Genomic DNA, 20,067 nt, shown 5'->3' with positions numbered 1-20,067 from the left:
GCGGCGGACGCGATCGGGGCCGGTCAGGTCGGGCGGTCCGCCCGGTGGCCCGCGTCGTGCGGGGTCACCGGGGGCGCGGGCGTCAGTACACCGACAGGTGCACGTGGTTGGTGTGGTCGCTGGAGGGGTCGCCGTTGGCTCCGCTGTAGGACTTCCACCCGCTGCTCGGCAGCCAGATCTGCCTGTACCAGATCACGTAGAGCACGGCGAGGCGGTCGGCGTTGCCCACGAAGTACGCCGCCAGGTTGTTGCCGTACGTCCGGTCGCCGCCGCTGGCGTCGCCGCCGAAGCCGCCCTTCTGGGCCGCGAAGTCGCAGGCGCGGCCCTTCGGGTGCTCTCCGGAGCCGCCGGAGCGGTGGCAGGAGACGTAGCGGGTGAAGCCGGCGGCCTTGGCCTGGTTGAGCGCGTGCAGCGTGCGTGGGGTGATGCAGCCGTTGGCGGGGGTGGGATCGTTGACGCTGCACGACTCGGAGGGCCAGGAGCCGTCGGAGTTGCGCGGCGCGGCGCGCGCGGTCTTGTTCGAGGTGCCGCCCGGCGAGGTGCCCCCGCCGGCCGACTGCTGCCGCTGCTGGTTGTTGGCGACCGTCAGCGCCCGTTCGGCCTGCTCCTTGCGCTTGGCCATCACGGTGACCTGCTTGCTCTGCTCCCGGATCTCGCCGTCGAGGGCGAGCTTGGTGCGGGCGACCTCGTCGCGGGTCTCCTGGAGCTGACGCAGTGCGCGGTCCTCGTTGGCGGCCACCGCGTCGAGGGCGGCGGCGCGGTCCATGAAGCCGTCGGGGGAGCCGCTGTTGAGCAGGGCGGACGCGACGCTGAGCCGGCCGGTGCGGTAGGCGGCCTCGGCGATCTCTCCGACCTTGGCCGTGCGCGAGGTCATCTCGACCTCGGTGCTCTTGAGCTGCGTGGCGAGCTGCTGTTGCCGCTTCACCGACGTGCCCAGGGCGCGTTTGGCGTCGAGGTAGCCCTTGCTGGCGGCCTCCAGTTGGGACCGCAGGGCGGGGGTGCCGCCCTCCTCGTCCTGGCCGGGTGCCGCCGCGGCCAGGCCGGCCCGGGCGGCTGTAGCCGGGGCGGCGGTGACCGGTGCCACCGCGCTGCCGAGGGCGAGCGTCGTGGCGATCAGGGCCGCCGTACGGGCGGCGCGTCGTCGTACGGGTGCCATCACTGGCATACACGTGTCCTTCCGTCAGCCGCCGACCGGGTTAGCTGACGGGTTCGGGACGGAAGATCCCTACCGCTGACGCGGATGCACCCCACGAACATGGTTCCCCGGTTCGCCCCGTCGGGCGATTAGGCGGCGGCCACCGCCGGCACCGGTGGGTGCCGCCTGGCGGAGGCCGAAGCCGAGCCTACCGGTGCCGGTGTGACAGGGGCAGCCCAGGTGACGTACGGTGCGCGTCTGCTGTCAGTCAAATCCGGCATAAGCCCACAATACTCTCCCAGACTTAAGGTTGTGCTCATTACCACTCGACTGCCTCACAGGCCCCGGGCGACGCTCCGGGTTCGAGTTGCAGCGTGGCGTGCGCGATCTGGAAGTCCTCGCGCAGCGCGGCCCGGGCGGCGGCCAGCACCGCACCTACCTCCGCGTCGGGGGCCAGGCTCAGGTGCGCCGAGACCACCTCCATCCCGGAGGTCAGCGTCCAGACGTGCAGGTCGTGCACCTCGGCGACGCCCGGCACGGCGGCCAGCCGGTCGTGCACCGCGGTGACCTGGAGGTGCTCCGGTGCGGCCTGCACCAGGATCCGCAGGGCGGCGCGGGCCAGCCGCCAGGTGCGCGGCAGGATGAACGCCCCGATCGCGACCGCCACCAGGGGGTCGGCCCACCACCAGCCCGTGGTGACGATCAGCAGGGCGGCCCCGATCACGCCGAGCGACCCCAGGAGATCGCCGAGCACCTCCAGGTACGCGCCCTGGAGATTGATGCTCTCCTTCGCCCCGGCGCGCAGCAGCGCGAAGGCGCCGATGTTGGCGAGCAGGCCGAGCACGGCGACCACAAGCATCGGGCCCGCCAGCACCTCCGGTGGGTCGCCGAAGCGGCGGACGGCCTCGATCACGACGTAGACCGCGACGCCGGAGAGCAGTACGGCGTTGGCCAGCGCGGCCAGCACCTCCAGCCGGTAGAGGCCGAAGGTGCGCTGCGGGTCCGTGACGGCCCGGCGGGTGGCGGAGATCGCGGCGAGCGCCATGCCGATGCCGAGCACGTCGGTGAACATGTGCCCGGCGTCGCTCAGCAGGGCCAGTGAGCCGGTGCGGAAGGCGGCCACCGCCTCCACCACCATCAGGCCGGCGAGCAGCCCGAACGCCGCCCAGAGCCGGCCCCGGTGGCGGTGTGCCGCGTTCGCCACCGACCCGTGATGGTGGTCATGACCTGCGCCCACGCGCCCATCCTCCCTCGGGGGATCCGGATTCGCGTTCAATTTATGCTCACATCGCTATGTGTGCAAGTAAGGGGTCCTCAGTCGATCGGGTCGACGGTGGTCAGCCGCTGGGTGGCCCGGGACAGTGCCACGTAGAGCGTCCGCACCCCCGACCCGGGGTCTGCCCGGATCTCGCCCGGAGCGACGAGGACGACCCCGTCGTACTCCATGCCCTTGGCCTCCAGGCTCGTCACCACCTGCAGGCGCCGCGCGTCCAGCCCGCCCAGCCAGCCGGCCACCTCGTCGCGCCGGGACGCCGGGGTGATCACACCGACCGTGCCCTCGACCTCGGTGAGCACCGTCGCGGTCGCCGCCACCACCGTGGCCGCCAGCTCCGGGTGCGGCACCGTCAGCTCGACCGGGTCGACACCCGTGGAACGCACCGCCCGGGGCAGCGGCAGATCCGGGTGCAGCCGGCGGATCTCGGCCGCCGCCACCGCGAAGATCTCCGCCGAGTTGCGGTAGTTGGTCGTCAGGGTGAAGTGGTGCCGCTTGCGCCGGCCCAACGCCTGGTCCCGGGCCCGGGACAGCTCCTCCGGGTCCCCCGTCCACGCCGTCTGGGCCGGATCGCCCACCACCGTCCACGAGGCCAGCCGGCCGCGCCGGCCGACCATGCGCCACTGCATCGGCGAGACGTCCTGCGACTCGTCGACCACCACGTGCGCGTACTCCCGGTAGTCCTCCGGACGCTCCCGGCCCGCCTCCCGGGCGGCGCGCTGCCGGTCGGCGTAGGTGCTCAACTCGCGGACCCCGCCGGCCAGCTGGTACGGGTCGCGCTTCGCCCGGGCCGGCCGCATCGGCTTGCCGAGCAGCGCGTCCAACTCGTCGAGCAACGCGATGTCGGCGATCGTCAGCCCCGCGGAATCCAGGCTCCGGTACGCGTCGGTCAGCAGCCGGATCTCGGCGCGGGAGAGGATCCCGTCGGCGTAGCGGTGCAGCCGGTCCGGGCGGGCCAGCCAGCCCAGCACGTGCCGGGGGTGCAGCCGGGGCCACCAGGCCTTGAGGAACTCCCGGAAATCCGACCGCTCGGCAAGCTCGCTCTCGAACGCGCGCTGCTCGGGCAGCCGGCCGACGCCCAGCCGCCGGGCCTGCGCCCAGAGCGCCGCGAAGACCCCGTCGAAGCCGACCCGGCGCACCTCGTTACGCCGGGCGCCCCGCGACAGCGCCCGCTCCCGGATGCCGTCCAGCTCGCGACGCTCCAGCCGCAGCAGCGACCCCCGGTACAGCAGGCGCAGCTCGCCCGGGCCGTCCGGCACCGCGTCGCGCGCCGCCCGCTCCAGCACCCGCCGCATCCGCAGCGAGCCCTTGACCGCCGCGACGGCCGGCGAGTCGGCGCGGGTGGCCGCCATGCCCGGGAAGAGGGTGCCCAGCGAGTGCAGGGTGGCGGTGTTCTCGCCGAGCGACGGCAGCACCGAGGCGATGTACTCCACGAAGACCGAGGACGGGCCGACCACCAGGATGCCGCCGCCGGCGTACCGGCCCCGGTCCGAATAGAGCAGGTACGCGGCCCGGTGCAGGGCGACGGCCGTCTTGCCGGTGCCCGGCCCCCCGGACACGATCGTCACGCCCGAGCCGGGGGAGCGGATCGCCTCGTCCTGCTCCCGTTGGATGGTGGCGACGATGTCGCGCATGCCCCGGCCGGTGGCCTTCGACAGCGTGGCCAGCAGCGCGCCGTCGCCGACCACAGCCATCTCGGCGGGGGCGGCGACCGGATCGAGCAGGTCGTCCTCGATGCGGGTGACCCGCTCACCCGAGGACTGGATCGTGCGCCGCCGCACCACGCCCAGCGGCTGCGCGGGGGTGGCCTGGTAGAAGGCGGCGGCGGCTGGGGCCCGCCAGTCGACCACCAGGGTCGACGCGTCGCCGTCCCGGATGCCCAGCCGGCCGACGTGCAGCACCTGCCGGTCGAGCAGGTCCAACCGGCCGAAGACCAGGCCCTCGTGCTCGGCGTCCAGCATGTGCCGCCGCCGCGCGGCGTGGAACACCATCGCGTCGCGCTCGACCAGCGCCCCGAAGTTGCCCACCCGGGCGTGCCGGTAGCCCTCCTTCTCGGCGTCGACCGCCGAACGGCGCAGCTCGGCCAGCCGGGCGTACACCCGGTCGAGATGCCGCTGCTCGACGGCGATCTCCTGTTCCAGGGTGGTCTGGTCGGTCACCGCTCGCTCCTCCTGACGTCGGCGGCGCGCGGCGCGAACCGCGCCAGGCCAACCGCAAGAGGGTACGGCCCCCGCCCCACCGGCGGCGCAACCGGTACGGGAAAGAAACCCTCGTCACGGCGCCGCGCTCCCGGGCGGGCGGCTCACGCCTCGCGGGTGCCGGCCGTCCGGGCGGTGCCGGCGTCCTCCGTCGGCGCGTCGGTGGCGGCCAGCACGCGACGGAGCACGCCGCCCAGCGCGGCGTTGACCTCGTCGGGGCGCTCCATCATCAACATGTGCCCGGCGCCGGGGCACACGGTCAGCTCGGTCGCCGGCAGCGCGGCGGCGATCGACTCCGCGCACGGCGGCGGGGTGAGCCGGTCCCGGTCGCCGACCAGGGCCGCGGCCGGCAGGTGGGCGAGCGCGGCGAGGGTGTCCAGCCGGTGCTGCGTGCCGATGGAGGCGCGGAACCCGCCGATCGAGCGCAGGGACGCGCGGGCCACCGCCGAGGTGACCAGCCGGATGTCGTGCGCGTCGCAACGGTCGCCGAAGAGCATCCAGCGGATGCTGGGGCGCAGGGCGCGCAGCAGCGCCCGGGGCGGACGCCAGGCCCCGCACCGGGCCAGCACGCCGGCCCCGGTGGTCTCGGCGAGCCGGAGCAGCCGGGCGATGCGGGGCGAGAGGCCGTAGACGGTGTGCGTGTGGCCCTCGGCCGTGGTGGAGACGAAGACCAGCCCGGCCGTGCGGGCGGCGAAGTGCCCGGGATGCCGGTGGGCGTACTCCATGATGGTCATTCCGCCCATCGAGTGGCCGACCAGCACCACCCGGCCGGTCGGGGCCACCTCGTCCAGCACGGCGGCGAGGTCGTCGCCGAGCTGGGCGACCGTCGCGGTGGGCAGCGGCATGCAGCTCGACCGGCCGTGCCCGCGCGCGTCGTAGCTGACCGTCCGCACCGCGTCGCCGAATCGTTCCCGCAGGTCGGCGAGCTGCCGGTGCCAGGCCCGCCCGTCCAGGGTCCACCCGTGCAGCAGCACGACGGTGACCTCGGCGTCGACCGGCCCGCTCGCCTCGACATGCAGGCGTACGTCGTCGGGAAGCCGTACCTCGACGTGCTCCGGCATTGCCACCTCCCAGGTCGCAGTCGACCGCGACACCGGGGATACCCGGTGGTAACACCGGCTACCCGCCATGAGACCACGACAATCGTGTCCGTGTGAAGATTGGCGACCCGCTCGCGGGCGCCCGGCGCGCCCGCAAAGCTGGGGGCATGGGATCGCCGCAGGCAGTGCCGCCCGGGTCCGCGTCTGACGGGCGTGCGTCCGGCGGCACGCCCCGGGCCGCCCTGGCGGAACTGCTCGCGGGAAACCGTCGCTTCGTCAGCGGCCAGCCGATCCACGGCCACGACGTCACCGCCGCCGCGGCGGCGGCCTCCGGCGACCAGCAGCCGTACGCGGTGCTGCTCGGCTGCATCGACTCGCGGGTGCCGCTGGAGGCCATCTTCGACCAGACCTTCGGTTCGATCTGCGTGATCCGCACCGGCGGGCACGTGCTCGACCGGGCGGTGCTCGGGTCCATCGAGTACGTGGTCGGTGAGCTGGGCGTGCCGCTGGTGATGGTGCTGGGGCACGAGCGGTGCGGCGCGGTGGCCGCCGCCGTGGACACCCTGCGCGGCGGTGGGTCGCCGGGCGGGGCGCTGGCGTACCTGGTCGACCGGATCGCCCCGGCGGTGGCCGAGGCCGGCATCGACGATCCCCAGGTGCACCCGAAGGCGCTGCGGCGGCACGTGCTCCGTACGGTGGCGGCCCTGCGGGCCGACGCCCTGCTCGTCGGCCCGGTCGCCGCCGGCCGCCTCGACGTGGTCGGTGCCCTCTACGACCTGGCTACGGGCGAGGTCGCCCTGACCGGGGGGTGAGCGGGGGCCGCCGGACGCGGAAACGCCCGCCGGGTGCTCCCGGCGGGCGTTCGCGGTGTCGCGTGGGGGTTGCTCAGCCCTCGAAGACGCCGGCCTCGACGAGGCGCTTCTCGGTGGCGTCCCAGCCGTCACCCGGGTGGGTGGCGTTGAGGTTGTTGAGCTCGACCCGGATCTTCGTGGCGTGACCGGCGGCGGCCAGCACGCGGATCTCCTCGATGAAGGCCTCGGAGTCGGTGCGCAGGTGCGCGGTCTTGCCGTTGGTCAGGTTACGCACGTAGGCGTGCTTGCCGCCGTTGAGCGGGATGACGTACTTGAACTCGCCCAGCACGCTGAGGGCGCCACCCTGGCCAGCCTGGCCGGCCCGGACTGACGCGCGCGCGGTCTTAGAGGTGTTGCTCGCCACGGAGGTACTCCTTGCAAGACGTACGGGAGGACGGAACGTCCGGGGGCTGTGCGGGTCGCACCCGGATGGGCGGGCCCGCGAAGATGTGCGCGGCACAGGCCGCCGATGGAACTGTACACGAACGCGGTCCCTGGCTGGTCACCGTGTCGTGAGGGGTAACCCGGGCCGACCGTCCGGCTATTCCGGGGCGCGAATTTTCCGATTCCCTGGCGCACCATCCGTCACTCGGGTCATCATGTGTTCCAGAAACCACTCGGTGGTCGAGGTCGTAGGGGAAGACGCACCTCGCTCTCCGGGAGGTCACCGTGCCAACGCGTGGCGTCGTATACGTCCACTCGACCCCGCTTGCCGTGTGCTCACACGTCGAGTGGGCGATCGCGCGCGTCCTCGCCGCGCCGGTCAACCTGCAGTGGACGGCTCAGCCCGTCGACCCCGGCGCCCGCCGGGCCGAGTGCGGGTGGACCGGTCGTCCGGGGACGGGTGCCGAGCTGGCTGCTGCCCTGCGGCAGTGGCCCATGATCCGTTTCGAGGTCACCGAGGAGCCGAGCGTCGGCGCCGACGGCGAGCGTTTCATGTACGTGCCCGGGCGGGGGCTGTTCCGGGCGACCGTCGGGGCGGCCGGCGACATCCAGCTCGGCGAGGACCGGTTGCGCAGCATCATGGCGGGCGCGCGGGCGCCGGAAGCCCTCGCGCACGCCCTCGACAAGGCCCTCGGCACCGCGTGGGACGCGGAGCTGGAGCCCTACCGGTACGCGGGCGACGGCGCGCCGGTGACCCTGCTCACCCGGGTGGGCTGACGCCCAGGCCGGGTGCCCGACCGGGTGAAGGTCAAGTTGCCCCGAAAAGGGGTGAACTGGTGGGATGGGGCACGTGTCGACTTCACCGCGACGTGCCGGCGTCGCGTTCGCCGCCCTGACCGCCCTGCTCGTCTCCGGATGCTCCGGGCCGGCGGACCGCCGCCCCGATCCCGCGTCGACGACGAGCGCCCCCGCGCCGACGGCCGGCCCCACACCCGCCGCGGCCGACCCCGCCGCCCGCGCCGCCGCCCTCGTCGGCTCGCTCACCGACGAGGGCCTCGCCGGCCAGGTGCTGATGCCGTACGCCTACGGCGACGCGGCCACCCGGGTCTCGTCCGGTTCGGCGGCCGGCAACCGGGCGCTGGCCGGGGTGGACACCCCGGCCCAGATGGTGGAGAAATACCGGCTCGGCGGGCTGATCCTGGTCGGCTTCAGCGCCGACGACCCCACCAAGGGCAACCAGGAGACGACGAACGTCGACAACCCGAAGCAGGTGCGCGCCCTGACCGACGGCCTGCGCGCCGCGGCCGACAGGCTGCCCGCCGGCTCGGCGCCCTTCCTGATCGGCACCGACCAGGAACACGGCGTGGTCACCCGGATCACCGAGGGGGTGACGCTGCTGCCCAGCGCCCTCGCCGCGGGCGCCGCCGGTAAGCCCGAACTGACCGAGGCCGCCTGGCGGGCCGCCGGCGCGGAACTCGCCGCGATGGGCATCAACCTCGACTTCGCCCCCGTCGCCGACGTGCTCGCCACCCGCAGCACCGTGATCGGCTCCCGGTCGTACGGGGCGAACCCCGGGACGACGGCGGGGCAGGTCGCGGGCGCGGTCCGGGGCCTGCAGGCCGCGGGCGTCGCGGCCACCGTCAAGCACTTCCCGGGACACGGGCACAGCGCCGCCGACTCCCACGAGGGCCTGCCGGTGCTCGGCCAGCCCCGCAAGACCCTGGAGAGCGGGGCGTGGCCGCCCTTCTCCGCCGGCATCGACGCGGGCGCGATGGCCATCATGTCCGCCCACCTCGACGCGCGCGCGGTGGACCCGGGCACCGCCGCGACCTTCTCGCGCAAGCTGCTCACCGACGTGCTCCGTGGCCAGCTCGGCTTCCAGGGCGTGGTGATCACCGACGGGATGAACATGCCGCCGGCGAAGCGCTGGTCGCCCGGCGAGGCCGCGGTGCGCGCCCTGAAGGCGGGAAACGACCTGATCCTGATGCCGCCGAACGTCGGCCAGGCGTACGACGGGCTGCTCGCCGCGCTCCGCGACGGCTCGCTGCCCCGGGCCCGCCTCGTCGACGCCGCGACCCGCGTGCTGACCATGAAGTTCAAGCTCGCCGACCGGCCCACGCCCGAGCTGTCCACGCTGGGCGGCCCGGCGCACCGCAAGGCGGCGGACGACCTGGCCGCGGCGGCGGTGACGGTGCTGCGCGGCGCCTGCGGCGGCGGCGTACGGGGCCCGGTGACAGTGACCGCCTCCGGCGGGCGGGAGCACACCCGGGCGGCGCTGACCGAGGCGCTCAAGGCGGCCGGGGTCAAGGTGGTGGCCGGCGGCGGCACGGTGGTGCACCTCGTCGGGTACGGCGACGGCGCCGGCGACCTGCGCGCCGACGCCGCCGTCACGGTCGCCATGGACACCCCGTACGTGCTGGCGAAGGCCAAGTCGCCGACCCTGCTGGCGACCTACTCGTCCGGCCGGGCCTCGATGACCGCACTCGCCGGGGTGCTCGCCGGCAAGACGCGCCCCGACGGCCGCTCCCCGGTGCCGGTGACCGGCCTGCCGGCCACGACCTGCGGCACCTGAGCCCGTCAGTCGCGGTTGATCCGGGCCGACTGCCGCACCAACTGGTACGCCGGCAGCAGCTCGGCGCGCCCCGCGCCGTCCAGGCTCAGCACGATCGGGCCGTAGAGGGAGGAGACCGCGACGGCCCGCTCGTGGACCTTGCTGCCCTCGCTCTTGCGGTAGCTCGCCTCCACGGCGTCCACGCTGCCGGCCTTCCCGCGCCGGTACGTCAGGTCGGCCGCCTTCGGCGCGTACGCGCCGACGAAGTGCTTCAGGTGCGCCTCGGCGCCCCCGGCGACCCCGTCGACGCGCCACAGCCGCAGGCTCCCGACGGCACCGGACGACGGGGCCTCGATCTCGCACAGCAGGTGGGCCTTGCCGCGGTTCGTCGGACTCCCGGCGGCCTTCACCTTCCACTTCGCCGGCACGGAGAAGGTGACCGGCAGCTCGCAGGGCGTGCCCTTCCGGCCCACGGTGGTGCCGGCGGGCGCGGCCACCACCTCGTCGTACCAGGGCGGCCCGGGGGTCACCGGGGAGGCGGTGGGGCTCGGCGCGGCCGACGGGGAGCCACCGGCCGGCGCCGGCTCCTTCGCGTCGGCGCAGCCGCCCGCCAGTGCGATGGTGAGCGCCGCGAGCACGGCGGCGCGGGTACGACGTCGCATGTGGAGGTCCATTTCCCGTTGACGATGAGCCGGCCCATCAAAGCGGCACGGACGCGCGCCGTCAACCCGCCCACCCGCCGGGTCGCCCCGCCCGGCCGCCGGGCGACAGTCGTTCACCCGGCGTCCGCGAGCCCCCGCGTCGCCAGCCGGTACGCCGGCAGCACGTCGTCCCGCTCGGCGATCAGGCCCTCGCTGACCGTGATCACCAGCGTCGGCCCCTCCGTCCGGACGGCCAGCGCCCAGCCGCGCGACTCCTCGTCGATCAGCGTGCTGGTGGCCAGCCAGGTGGCCTCCGTCGCCTCGAAGGCCCCGGCCCGGACCTCCCGGAACTGCTGACCGCTGAGCTTGTCCTCGGTGCCGGCGACGAACGCCTCGAGCGCGGCGCGGGGCGCGACGCCCGGCTGGTCGGTCGCCCACACCCGCAGGAAACCGCCGCCACTGCTGCGCCCGTCCACCTCGCAGCGGGCGGTGGTGCCGCCCCGCTTGGTGAGCGCGTCGCCGAGCAGCTCCGCCAGCTCGCCGGTGGGGACCTCGACGGCCTTCGCCTTCCAGCCCTTGGCCAGGGGGAACGAGACCGGCAACGGGCACGGCGTCCCCGCACCGCCCACCGTGCCGTCGCCCGGCGCCCCGGCGGGCACCTCGTCGTACCAGGGCTCACCCGTCGCCTGGGGCGCCGGCCGGTCGCTCGCCTGGCCGGCGGGGCGTCCGGTCTCCTCGGCGCACCCGGCGAGCAGTCCGATGGTGAGCGCCGCCAGCACGGCGGCGTGGCTACGAGGTCTCATGTTTTCCATTCCCCCTTGACGATGGAAGCCGGCTCATCAAAGCGGCACGGCGGGGCGCCGTCAAACCGGGTGGTCGCCGGGCCGGGCGGGTCGCCGGGAAAACGGGTCGCGGTGGGCCGCCCGCGCTGGCACCGTCGGCGCACATGGGGACAGCAGAGAATTTCGCGTACGTCGAACGGGCCGACGGCACCGTGGTCATCACGCATCACGGCAGGCCGGCGGGCACCCTGCGCGGCGGCCGTGCGGCGCAGTTCCTCGCCGAGGTCGGCGACGACCCGCAGCTCGTGATGGCCCGGTGGACGGGCAACTACCGCCGGGGCAACGAGCGGACCGCCCGCCAGCACCCCCGCAACCGGGGCTGAGCGGTACGGAAGGGTGAGCGGGTCTTCCGGTGGCACGTCGGCCCGCCCGGTGCGGGCGGATCCCCGGCCGCCCGGTGTGGGCGGATCCCCGCCCGCCCGGTGGGGACGGCTCCCGGCCGGCACGCGTCCTGCCTGATGCCGGCGTCGGCCGGGTCGCCGCGCCCGGCGCGGTGGTCGGGCTAGAGGGGGATGTTGCCGTGGGCGCCCCGGGCGGCGGGGGCGGCGGCGAGGGCCTCGGCGATGCGGCGGCGCGTCTCGGCGGGGGCGATGACGTCGTCGACGACGCCGATCTCGAGGGCGCGGTTGACGCCGCCGGCGATGCGGGTCTGCTCCTCGACGAGGTGCGCACGCAGGGCCTCGCGCTCCTCGGCGGGGGTGGCGGCGAGTTTCTTGCGGTGCAGGATGTTGACCGCGGCGCCGGCGCCCATGACGGCGACCTCGGCGTTGGGCCAGGCGAACACCGCGGTGGCGCCCAGGGAACGGGAGTTCATCGCGATGTACGCCCCGCCGTAGGCCTTGCGGGTGACGAGGGTGACCCGGGGCACGACGGCCTCGGCGAAGGCGTGCAGGAGCTTCGCACCACGCCGCACCACGCCGTCCCATTCCTGGCCGAGCCCGGGCAGATAGCCGGGGACGTCGACCAGGACGATCAGCGGCACGCCGAGGGAGTCGCACATCCGCACGAACCGGGCGGCCTTCTCGGCGCTGGCGGCGTCCAGGCAGCCACCCAGCCGCAGCGGGTTGTTGGCGACGACCCCGACGGTGCGTCCGGCGAAGCGCCCCAGGGTGGTCACCACGTTCGGTGCCCACCTGGCGTGCAGCTCCACCCCGGGGTCGTCCAGCAGCGCCTTGACCACCGGCCTGACGTCGTAGGCCCGGTTCGTCTGCGCCGGGATCGTCGCCGTCAGGTCGTGCGCCCCCTCGTCCCGGGCGGCCACGTCGTCGGGGGACAGGCGTCCCTGCCGGCCCAGCAGCGCGGCGAGCCTGCGCGACTCGCCCAGCGCCGTCTCGTCGTCGGCGCAGGTCACATGGACCACCCCGGAGCGGCGGCCGTGCGGCTCCGGCCCACCCAGGCGGGCCATGTCGACCTGTTCGCCGGTGACGCTACGCACCACCTCCGGGCCGGTCACGAAGATCCGGCCCGCGCCGCTCATCACCACGATGTCGGTGAGCGCCGGGCCGTACGCCGCGCCACCGGCGGCCGGACCCAGCACCGTGGAGATCTGCGGCACCCGCCCCGAGGCGCGCACCATCGCCGCGAACACCTGACCGACCGCGTCCAGCGCGACGACGCCCTCGGCCAGCCGCGCCCCGCCCGAGTGCCACAACCCCACCACCGGCACCCGCTCCCGCACCGCGGTGTCGATGGCGTCCACGACGTGCCGGCACCCCTCGGTGCCCAGCGCCCCGCCCATCCGCGTCGCGTCCGTCGCGTACGCGACGACCGGGGAACCCTCGATCTCGCCCCGCGCCCACAACGCCCCCGAGGTGTCCCGGGGCACCGACAGGCGCAACGAGCCCGCGTCGAACAAGGCCCGGAGCCGGAACTCCGGGTCGCGGTGGTCCACGACGGGAGTCTCGTCCACGCCGACGGCGGTGGTGGTGGTCACGTGAGCCTCCAGGGCGGTGGTGCGCTCAGGCCCGCGTGAAGACGAGAGCCACGTTGTGTCCGCCGAAGCCGAACGAGTTGTTCAGCGCGGCCGGGATGTCCATGTGGCGTGGCTTGTTGGCGGCCACGTCCAGGCTCAGGCCGTCGTCCGGCTCGTCTAGGTTGATCGTCGGAGGCACGACACTGTTGCGGATCGCCAGGATGGTGAGGATCGACTCCAGCGCGCCGGCCGCACCGAGCAGGTGACCGGACATCGACTTGGTGGAGGTCAGCACCGGGTGGTCGCCGAGCGCGGCCCGCAGCGCGGTGATCTCCGCCAGGTCGCCGACCGGGGTCGACGTGGCATGCGCGTTGACGTGGACGATGTCCCGCTTGTCGATGTCCGCGTCAGCGATCGCCTTCGCGATCGCCCGGATCGCGCCCTCGCCCTCCGGATGCGGCTGGACGATGTCGTAACCGTCGGAGGTCAGGCCGGCGCCGGCCAGCCGGGCGTAGACCCGGGCGCCCCGGGCGGCGGCGTGCTCCGCCCGCTCCAGCACCACGATGCCCGCGCCCTCACCGAGCACGAAGCCGTCGCGGCCCTTGTCCCACGGCCGGGAGGCCCGCTCCGGATCGTCGTTGCGGGTCGACATCGCCCGCATCGAGCTGAAGCCGGCGATCGGTAGCTGGTGGATGACGGCCTCGGTGCCGCCGGCCACCACCACGTCGGCCCGACCGGCGCGGATCATGTCCATCCCCAGTGCGATGGCCTCCGCCCCGGTCGCGCAGGCGCTGGCCACCGAGTGCACCCCCGCCTTCGCGCCCAGTTCCAGCCCCACCCAGGCGGCGGGACCGTTCGGCATCAGCATCGGGATGGTGTGCGGGGAGACCCGCCGCGGGCCGGACGCCTCCAGGATGTCGTCCTGGGCGAGCAACGTCAGCGCGCCGCCGATGCCGGAGCCGACGCTGACGCCCAGCCGCTCCCGGTCCATCCCGGAGTCGGCCAGGCCGGCGTCCGCCCAGGCCTGCTGCGCCGCGATGATCGCGATCGCCTCGGAACGGTCCAGCCGGCGCAGCTTGACCCGGTCGATCAGGCCGGTCGGCTCGACCGCGAGCCGGGCGGCGATCCGGACCGGCAGTTGCGCGGCCCACTCCTGGGTGAGCGAACCCACCCCGGAGCGGCCGGCGAGCATGGCGTCCCAGGTCGACGCGACGTCCCCGCCCAGCGGGGTGGTCGCGCCGAGCCCGGTGACGACGACGTCGGTGTGAGCCATGATCAGGACTGCGCCTCGATGAAGCTGACGGCGTCCCCGACGGTCTTCAGGTTCTGCACCTCGTTGTCCGGGATCTTGACGCCGAACTTCTCCTCGGCCGCGACCACGACCTCCACCATGGAGAGCGAGTCGACGTCCAGGTCGTCGGTGAAGGACTTCCCCTCGGCCACGTCGTCCGGGTTCACCCCGGCAACCTCTTCGAGGATCTCGGCGAGGCCGGCGGTGATCTCGTCACGGGTCATTGCGGTTGGTTCCTTTCATCGGTGGATCGTTCGACGGCCGACGACGTCGGCCGTCACTCCCCGGCGCGGCGGCCGGAGGGGCTTTCAGGGGCAGCGGACGACCTGACCGGCGTAGGTCAGGCCGCCGCCGAAGCCGAAGAGCAGCACCGGGGCGCCGGACGGCACCTCCCGCCGCTCGACCAGCTTGGACAGGGCCAGGGGCACGCTCGCCGCCGACGTGTTGCCGGACTCGACGATGTCCTTCGCGATGATCGCGTTCGGGATGCCGAGCCGCTTGGCGATGCCGTCGATGATGCGGGTGTTGGCCTGGTGGGGTACGAAGGCCGCCAGCTCCGACGGGTCCACCCCGGCACGCTCGCACGCCTGCCGGGCCAGCGGGGCCAGCTCGGTGGTGGCCCAGCGGAAGACCGACTGGCCCTCCTGCCGGATGTACGGGCGCCAGCCCTCGATGCGTACCGCCTCGCCCTTCTCGGGCACCGAGCCCCAGACCACCGGGCCGATGCCGGCGGGCTCGCCGTCGGCGACGGCCGACACCACGGCGGCGCCGGCCCCGTCGGCGAAGATGATGCAGGTGGAGCGGTCCGTCCAGTCGATGATGTCGGACAGCTTCTCGGCTCCGATGACCAGGGCGTTGCGCGAGGCCCCGGCCCGGATGGCGTGGTCGACGGTGCCCAGCGCGTATGCGAAGCCGGAGCAGGCGGTGTTGAGGTCGAACGCCCCGGGCGCGGCGATGCCGAGCTTGGCGGCGACCCGGCAGGCCACGTTCGGGCTGCGGTCGGCGGAGCTGCACGTCGCGACCACGACCAGGTCGATGTCGGCGGCGGTGAGCCCGGAGTTGGCGAGTGCCTTGCCGGCGGCGGCGGCGGCCATGTCGGCCACGGTCTCGCCGTCGGCGATCCGCCGGCTGACGATGCCGACGCGGTCCCGGACCCACTCGTCGTTGGTCTCCACCAACCGGGCGATGTCGTCGTTGGTGACCACCTGCGAGGGCTGGTAGTGCCCCAGCGCGACGATCCGGCTGCCGGTCATGCGTGTCCTCCGATGCGGACGAGCGGTTGCCCCGGCGCGACCGGGTCGTCGTGGTGGGCGAGCCACTCGGTGAGGACGCCGCTGCCGTGCGCGGTCACCTCGACCGGGCCCTGCCGGGTGGCCACCCGGCCGACGACCTGGCCGACGTGCAGGGTGTCGCCCTCGGCGAGCGCCCCGGCCGGCTCGAAGGTGCCGGCCGACGGGGCCACCACCACGCGGAAGTGCATGGTCGGCTCGTGGCTGGGCGCCATGCCGTGCCGGGCGATCAGATCCCGGGCGGCCGGCAGGTCGTCCGGGGTGTTGAGGGTGACGACCTCGGGGGCGTCGGCCCCCTTGAGTTCCCGCTTCACCAGGCCGGCGAGGGTGCCGGCGGGCGGCAGCTCGATCACGCCGGTCACCCCGGTCCCGGCGAGGGTGCGCATGCAGAGGTCCCAGCGCACCGGCGCGGTGACCTGGCGGACCAGCCGCTGCACCATGTCCCGCCCGTGGTTGACGGCGGTGCCGTCGAGGTTGGACAGCAGGAGCCGGGCCGGATCGGCCGGGGTGATCCCGGCGGCCACGGCGGCCAGCGCCGCCTCGGCGGGGGCCATGTACGGCGTGTGGAAGGCGCCGGCCACCTTCAGGCGGATCACCCGGGCCTTCGCGGGCGGCTCGGCGGCGAGCTTCTCCAGACCCTCGATCGTGCCGGCGGCGACGAACTGGCCGGCGCCGTTGCGGTTGGCCGGGTGTAGCCCGTGGGCGGCGATCGAGGCGAGGACCTCGTCCGGGTCGCCGCCCAGCACGGCGGCCATCCCGGTCGGCTCCAGCGCGCAGGCCGCGGCCATCTCCCGGCCGCGTAAGCCGGCCAGGGTGATCGCCGACTCGGCGGGTAGCACCCCGGCGAGCGCCGCCGCGCCCAGCTCGCCCACGCTGTGTCCGGCGGTGAGCGTGACGTCGTGCATCGGCAGGTGCTCGGCGGCGAGCAGGGCGGCGGCGACCAGCAGCGGCTGGGTCCGGGCGGTGTCCCTGATCTCGTCCGCGTCGGCGGCGGTGCCCAGGTGCAGCAGGTCGACCCCGGCCAGCGCCGAGAACCAGCGCAGCCGCGACTCGGCACCGGTGAGGTCGAGCCACGGAGTCAGGAAGCCGGGTTTCTGGGAACCCTGGCCGGGCGAGAGTACGGCGAGCACGCCTATGACTCTCCCGGATACGCGCGGGTAACGCTGTGCCGCCTCCGACCAAACCGCACTAGAACCTTTGGAGGAATCCTACAAAGATCGGCGGCGATCATCGCCTGTGTGTGCCGTTCTGGGGGGTCCGGAGCTGTTTGTCGGGGTTGGGGTGATCGGGACCACCGGGTCGAGTCGCCCGACGGTGAGGGCCACCTGGAGCGCGAACGCGTCGCGGGCCGTGAGCGGCGAGAAGCCGGTGACGTCGGAGACGCGCCGCAGCCGGTAGCGCACGGTGTTCGGATGCACGAAGAGGGACCGCGCCGCGCTCTCCAGCGTGCCGCCGGCGGCGAAGAAGGCGTCGACGGTCTCCAGCAGCTCCCCGCCGGCGCGCACCAGCGCGGCGTAGACGTCGTGCCGCAGCCGGCGGCGTGCCTCCGCGTCCCCGGCCAGCGCCCGCTCGGGCAGCAGGTCGTCGGCGGGCACCGGCCGGGGCGCGGTCGGCCAGGCCGGTGCGGCCCGGAAGCCGGCCAGGGCGGCACGCGCCGACTCCGTCGCCTCGTCCAGGCTCGGTACGGCCGGACCGACCACCACCGGACCGTCCCCGAACGCGCCGAGCAGCTTGCCGGTGGCCTCGATCGGGTCGGCGGCGCCGCCGAGCACGATGACCAGGCGGTCGCCGTGCACCCCGCCGATCACCTCCGTGCCGATGCGTCGGGCCTGCCGGTGCACGGTGTGCAGCACGGCGGAGACCTCGCCGCCGGGGGAGCGGCCGACCGCCACGGCCACCGGCGGGGCGTCCGCCCAGCCGAGTGCCGCCGCCCGGCTCGCCAGCACGTCCGGCGAGTCGCCGCGCAGCAACGCGTCCACCAGCAGCGCCTGCAACCGGGCGTCCCACGAGCCGCGGGACTCGGCGGCCCGGGCGTACACGCGGGCGGCGGCGAAGGCGATCTCCCGGGAGAACCGCAGCACCGCCTCGCGCAACTGCTGCTCCTCGCCCTTCGCCGCCAGGTGTGCGACCTGCTCCTCGACCACGTCGATCATCACCTTCACCAGCGCGACCGTCTGCTGGAGGCTGATCGACCGGGCGAGCGCCTGCGGCGCGGTGGCGAAGACCTCGTCCGAGACCTCCTGGGTGCTGTCGGCCGTGCCGCCACCGTCGCGCAGCCACTGCACGAGGGAGCGGGCGCCGGCCTGCGCCACCAGCATCACCCAGGAGCGGTGGTCCGGCGGGAGGTCGCGGAACCAGGGCAGCGTCTCGTCCATCCGGGCCACGCTGGCGCTGGACAGGGCCCCCGCCGCCCGCTCGATCTTGCGCAGCGTGGCCGACAGTTCCGTCCCGCCCGGCTCGCTCACCGCCCCAGCCTGACACGCCCCGACCTGCGGCTCCACGCCGGGCGGACCCCGGCCGTCACCACCCGGCCGTCACCACCCGGCCGACCCCGGCCGCCGCGACCCGGCCGACCCCGGCCGGTCACTGTCAGGCGGGCGGCGGGGCGGGCAGCCCCAGCTCCTGGGCCAGGATGGCGGCCTGCACCCGGCTGCGCAGGTCCAGCTTGGCGAGGATCCGGCTGACGTGGGTCTTGGTGGTGCTCTCGGCCATCGCCAACCGGTCGGCGACCTGCTGGTTGGACAGCCCCAGCCCGAGGCAGGCCAACACGTCGCGCTCCCGGGGCGTCAGCGCCTGCACCGCCCGTCGGGTCGCGTCGGAGGCGCTCGGAGCGGTCGCCGCGAACGCGGTGATCAGCCGGCGGGTGACCGCGGACGCGATGAACCCCTCGCCCCGGGCGACCGTGCGTACCGCCGCCACCAGCCCCTCGGCGTCGGTGTCCTTGAGGATGAAGCCCGCGGCGCCGGCCCGCAGCGCCCCGAAGACGTACTCGTCGAGGTCGAAGGTGGTGAGCACGAGCACGTCGGCGAGCCGGCCGGCGGTGATCTCCCGGGTGGCCGAGATGCCGTCACGCCGGGGCATCCGCACGTCCAGCACGGCGACGTCCGGGCGCAGTTCCCGGCACAGCCGGACCGCCTCGGCGCCGTCCTCGGCCTCGCCCACCACCTCGACGCCGGCCGCGCCGGCCAGGATCAGCGCCAGCCCGGCCCGCACCGCCGGCTGGTCGTCGGCGAGCAGCACCCGGATGACCCCGGCCCCGGCACGCGCCGTCACGTCGTCGCCCCGGTCGGCAACTCCACCCGTACCCGCCAGCGGCCCTCCGCCGGGCCGGCGGCGAAGCGGCCGTTCAGCAGCAGCGCCCGCTCCCGCATCCCGACCAGGCCGGCGCCCGCGCCGGTCAGCGCGCCACGGCCGGCGCCGACCGGGTTGTCCACGCCCACCACCACCCCCGCCGGCTCGTACGCGACCAGCAGGTCGGCCTCGCCGCAGCCGTGCTTGAGGGCGTTGGTCAGCGACTCCTGCACGATCCGGTACGCGGCCAGGTCCACCCCGACCGGCAACGCGCGCGGCTCGCCGCGCCGGGTCGCCCGGACGGTCAACCCGGCGGCGCGGGCCCGGTCGAGCAGGACGTCCACCTCGCTGAGCCGCGCCCGGGTGGCCTCCTCCGCCGGGTCGACGGCCGGTGCGCCCTCCGCCGGTTCCCGCAGCAGGCCGATCATCTGCCGCATCTCGCCGAGCCCCTGCACGCTGCTCTCCCGGATCACCCGCAGCGCCGAATCGACCTGCGACCGGTCGAGCCCGGGCACGGAGAGCACGGCCGTGGCGTGGATGGCCACCGCGCTCAGGTGGTTGGCGATCACGTCGTGCAGCTCCCGGGCCATCCGGGCGCGCTCCGCGCCGACGGCCTGCCGGCGGTCCAGCTCCACCAGCCGGGCCGTCTGCTCGGCCCGGGCCCGCTCGGCGGCTGCCTGGTCGCGGGACTGCCGCACGCTGATCCCGGTGAGCACCGGCAGCAGCCCGGCCAGCACCACAGGCATCCCGAAGCCGACGCCTCGCCAGTCGCCCGTCACCAGCATCCCCGCCGCCGTGCCGGCCAGGCTCAACCCGATCATGATCAGCAGCAGCCGTCGCCACGTCCGGGTCGAACCGAACACGCACGCGTCGTAGAGCACCTGGGTGTAGACCAGCAGGGTGGCCAGGGAGCCGCCCATCGCCAGGTCCGCCAGCGTGGCCACCGTGCCGAGGGTCAGGCTGCTGCGGGTGGCGACCCGGCGTACGCCCACCGCCGCGCAGGCGACCGCCAGCGGCAGCAGGAACAGCGGCTCCGGCAGTCCCGGCTGCCAGACGAACTGCGGCTGGGTGTCCAGGCCGTACATGACCGCCCCGCCGACCAGGGCGGCGCCGGCGAGCGTGAGGTCCCGGCCGGCGGTGCCGGGCCCGAGCCGGATCGGCGGACGCATGGGCCGATCCCACCACACCTTCCGCCGGCCGGGCTCAGCCGGCGGGAGGAGCCCGCCGCCGCCGCATCCTCCGAAAGACCTACGCACAGCGCCGTCCACCGGCCCTGACCGGGGGCCTTGCCGCGCGACCGGGTCCGGCTGCACGCGCCGTCGGTCCCGGCCAGTACGGTGGCAGGGCCCGTCGGAGCGACCCCGGCGGG

The 20,067-nt window shown here is 74.7% G+C and carries 19 protein-coding genes and 1 riboswitch; of the genes, 4 read left to right on the top strand and 15 right to left on the bottom strand.

From position 1 onward, the window contains the following. Positions 1–82: 82 nt before the first annotated feature. The 4 genes from ACQ452_RS21130 to ACQ452_RS21115 form a co-directional block, all read right to left on the bottom strand. The gene (locus ACQ452_RS21130; protein ID WP_433394294.1) at positions 83–1,156 is read right to left on the bottom strand and encodes a coiled-coil domain-containing protein; all 1,074 of its coding nucleotides are present in this window, start codon (positions 1,154–1,156) and stop codon (positions 83–85) included. A gap of 13 nt (positions 1,157–1,169) precedes the next feature. Then, a riboswitch (cyclic di-AMP (ydaO/yuaA leader) is annotated at positions 1,170–1,301 on the bottom strand. A 153-nt stretch (positions 1,302–1,454) separates the two neighbouring features. After that, positions 1,455–2,372 (bottom strand): cation diffusion facilitator family transporter, encoded by a 918-nt coding sequence (locus ACQ452_RS21125; RefSeq protein ID WP_433386847.1) that lies wholly within the window; start codon positions 2,370–2,372, stop codon positions 1,455–1,457. Between the two features lie 77 nt (positions 2,373–2,449). Next, positions 2,450–4,567 carry a HelD family protein gene (locus ACQ452_RS21120; protein ID WP_433386846.1) on the bottom strand — a complete coding sequence of 706 codons (2,118 nt, stop codon included), beginning with the start codon at positions 4,565–4,567 and terminating at the stop codon, positions 2,450–2,452. Positions 4,568–4,710: 143 nt separating this feature from the next. Then, entirely contained in the window at positions 4,711–5,667 is a 957-nt protein-coding gene (locus tag ACQ452_RS21115; RefSeq protein WP_433386845.1) for an alpha/beta fold hydrolase, read from the bottom strand. 146 nt (positions 5,668–5,813) lie between these two features. On the opposite strand from ACQ452_RS21115, the gene ACQ452_RS21110 reads away from it, so the two are divergent. After that, positions 5,814–6,458: a carbonic anhydrase gene (locus ACQ452_RS21110; RefSeq protein ID WP_433386844.1), complete on the top strand. Its 645-nt coding sequence runs from the start codon at positions 5,814–5,816 to the stop codon at positions 6,456–6,458. 73 nt (positions 6,459–6,531) lie between these two features. Here the strand turns inward: ACQ452_RS21110 and ACQ452_RS21105 are convergent, their stop codons facing one another. Beyond that, a complete protein-coding gene (locus ACQ452_RS21105; RefSeq protein ID WP_433386843.1) occupies positions 6,532–6,861 on the bottom strand; it encodes a hypothetical protein in 330 nt (109 codons plus the stop codon). 305 nt (positions 6,862–7,166) lie between these two features. On the opposite strand from ACQ452_RS21105, the gene ACQ452_RS21100 reads away from it, so the two are divergent. Continuing rightward, entirely contained in the window at positions 7,167–7,658 is a 492-nt protein-coding gene (locus ACQ452_RS21100; protein WP_433386842.1) for a DUF3145 domain-containing protein, read from the top strand. Between the two features lie 64 nt (positions 7,659–7,722). Further along, entirely contained in the window at positions 7,723–9,453 is a 1,731-nt protein-coding gene (locus ACQ452_RS21095; protein WP_433386841.1) for a glycoside hydrolase family 3 protein, read from the top strand. Between the two features lie 5 nt (positions 9,454–9,458). Here ACQ452_RS21095 and ACQ452_RS21090 read toward each other — a convergent pair whose 3' ends face one another. Both ACQ452_RS21090 and ACQ452_RS21085 read right to left on the bottom strand, forming a co-directional pair. Then, positions 9,459–10,094, bottom strand: a complete 636-nt coding sequence (locus ACQ452_RS21090) for a lipoprotein (RefSeq protein WP_433386840.1) — start codon at positions 10,092–10,094, stop codon at positions 9,459–9,461. 113 nt (positions 10,095–10,207) lie between these two features. Further along, positions 10,208–10,876, bottom strand: coding sequence for a lipoprotein (locus ACQ452_RS21085; protein ID WP_433386839.1), 669 nt, complete (start codon positions 10,874–10,876; stop codon positions 10,208–10,210). Between the two features lie 143 nt (positions 10,877–11,019). On the opposite strand from ACQ452_RS21085, the gene ACQ452_RS21080 reads away from it, so the two are divergent. Further along, positions 11,020–11,238, top strand: a complete 219-nt coding sequence (locus tag ACQ452_RS21080; protein ID WP_433386838.1) for a hypothetical protein — start codon at positions 11,020–11,022, stop codon at positions 11,236–11,238. 179 nt (positions 11,239–11,417) lie between these two features. On the opposite strand, the gene ACQ452_RS21075 is transcribed toward ACQ452_RS21080, so the two are convergent. The 8 genes from ACQ452_RS21075 to ACQ452_RS21040 form a co-directional block, all read right to left on the bottom strand. Further along, positions 11,418–12,806 carry an acyl-CoA carboxylase subunit beta gene (locus ACQ452_RS21075; RefSeq protein ID WP_433394292.1) on the bottom strand — a complete coding sequence of 463 codons (1,389 nt, stop codon included), beginning with the start codon at positions 12,804–12,806 and terminating at the stop codon, positions 11,418–11,420. A gap of 67 nt (positions 12,807–12,873) precedes the next feature. Continuing rightward, positions 12,874–14,100 (bottom strand): beta-ketoacyl-ACP synthase II, encoded by a 1,227-nt coding sequence (fabF, locus tag ACQ452_RS21070; protein ID WP_433386837.1) that lies wholly within the window; start codon positions 14,098–14,100, stop codon positions 12,874–12,876. Positions 14,101–14,102: 2 nt separating this feature from the next. After that, positions 14,103–14,342, bottom strand: coding sequence for an acyl carrier protein (locus ACQ452_RS21065; protein WP_334485728.1), 240 nt, complete (start codon positions 14,340–14,342; stop codon positions 14,103–14,105). An 84-nt stretch (positions 14,343–14,426) separates the two neighbouring features. Next, positions 14,427–15,371 (bottom strand): beta-ketoacyl-ACP synthase III, encoded by a 945-nt coding sequence (locus tag ACQ452_RS21060; protein ID WP_433386836.1) that lies wholly within the window; start codon positions 15,369–15,371, stop codon positions 14,427–14,429. Beyond that, entirely contained in the window at positions 15,368–16,537 is a 1,170-nt protein-coding gene (locus ACQ452_RS21055) for an acyltransferase domain-containing protein (RefSeq protein ID WP_433386835.1), read from the bottom strand. The genes ACQ452_RS21060 and ACQ452_RS21055 overlap by 4 nt, the downstream gene beginning before the upstream one ends. Positions 16,538–16,615: 78 nt before the next feature. Next, positions 16,616–17,908, bottom strand: a complete 1,293-nt coding sequence (locus tag ACQ452_RS21050) for a PucR family transcriptional regulator (RefSeq protein ID WP_433386834.1) — start codon at positions 17,906–17,908, stop codon at positions 16,616–16,618. Positions 17,909–17,996: 88 nt separating this feature from the next. Continuing rightward, on the bottom strand, positions 17,997–18,680 hold the full coding sequence (locus ACQ452_RS21045; RefSeq protein ID WP_433386833.1) for a response regulator: 684 nt from the start codon (positions 18,678–18,680) through the stop codon (positions 17,997–17,999). Further along, complete coding sequence (locus ACQ452_RS21040; RefSeq protein ID WP_433386832.1) at positions 18,677–19,867, bottom strand: sensor histidine kinase; 1,191 nt, start codon at positions 19,865–19,867, stop codon at positions 18,677–18,679. Before ACQ452_RS21040 ends, ACQ452_RS21045 begins: the two co-directional genes overlap by 4 nt. Between the last annotated feature and the right edge of the window lie 200 nt (positions 19,868–20,067).

This window comes from Micromonospora sp. KLBMP9576, from assembly GCF_050941805.1.
Classification (GTDB): Bacteria; Actinomycetota; Actinomycetes; order Mycobacteriales; family Micromonosporaceae; genus Micromonospora.
This window is presented reverse-complemented; position numbering and strand designations above follow the sequence as displayed.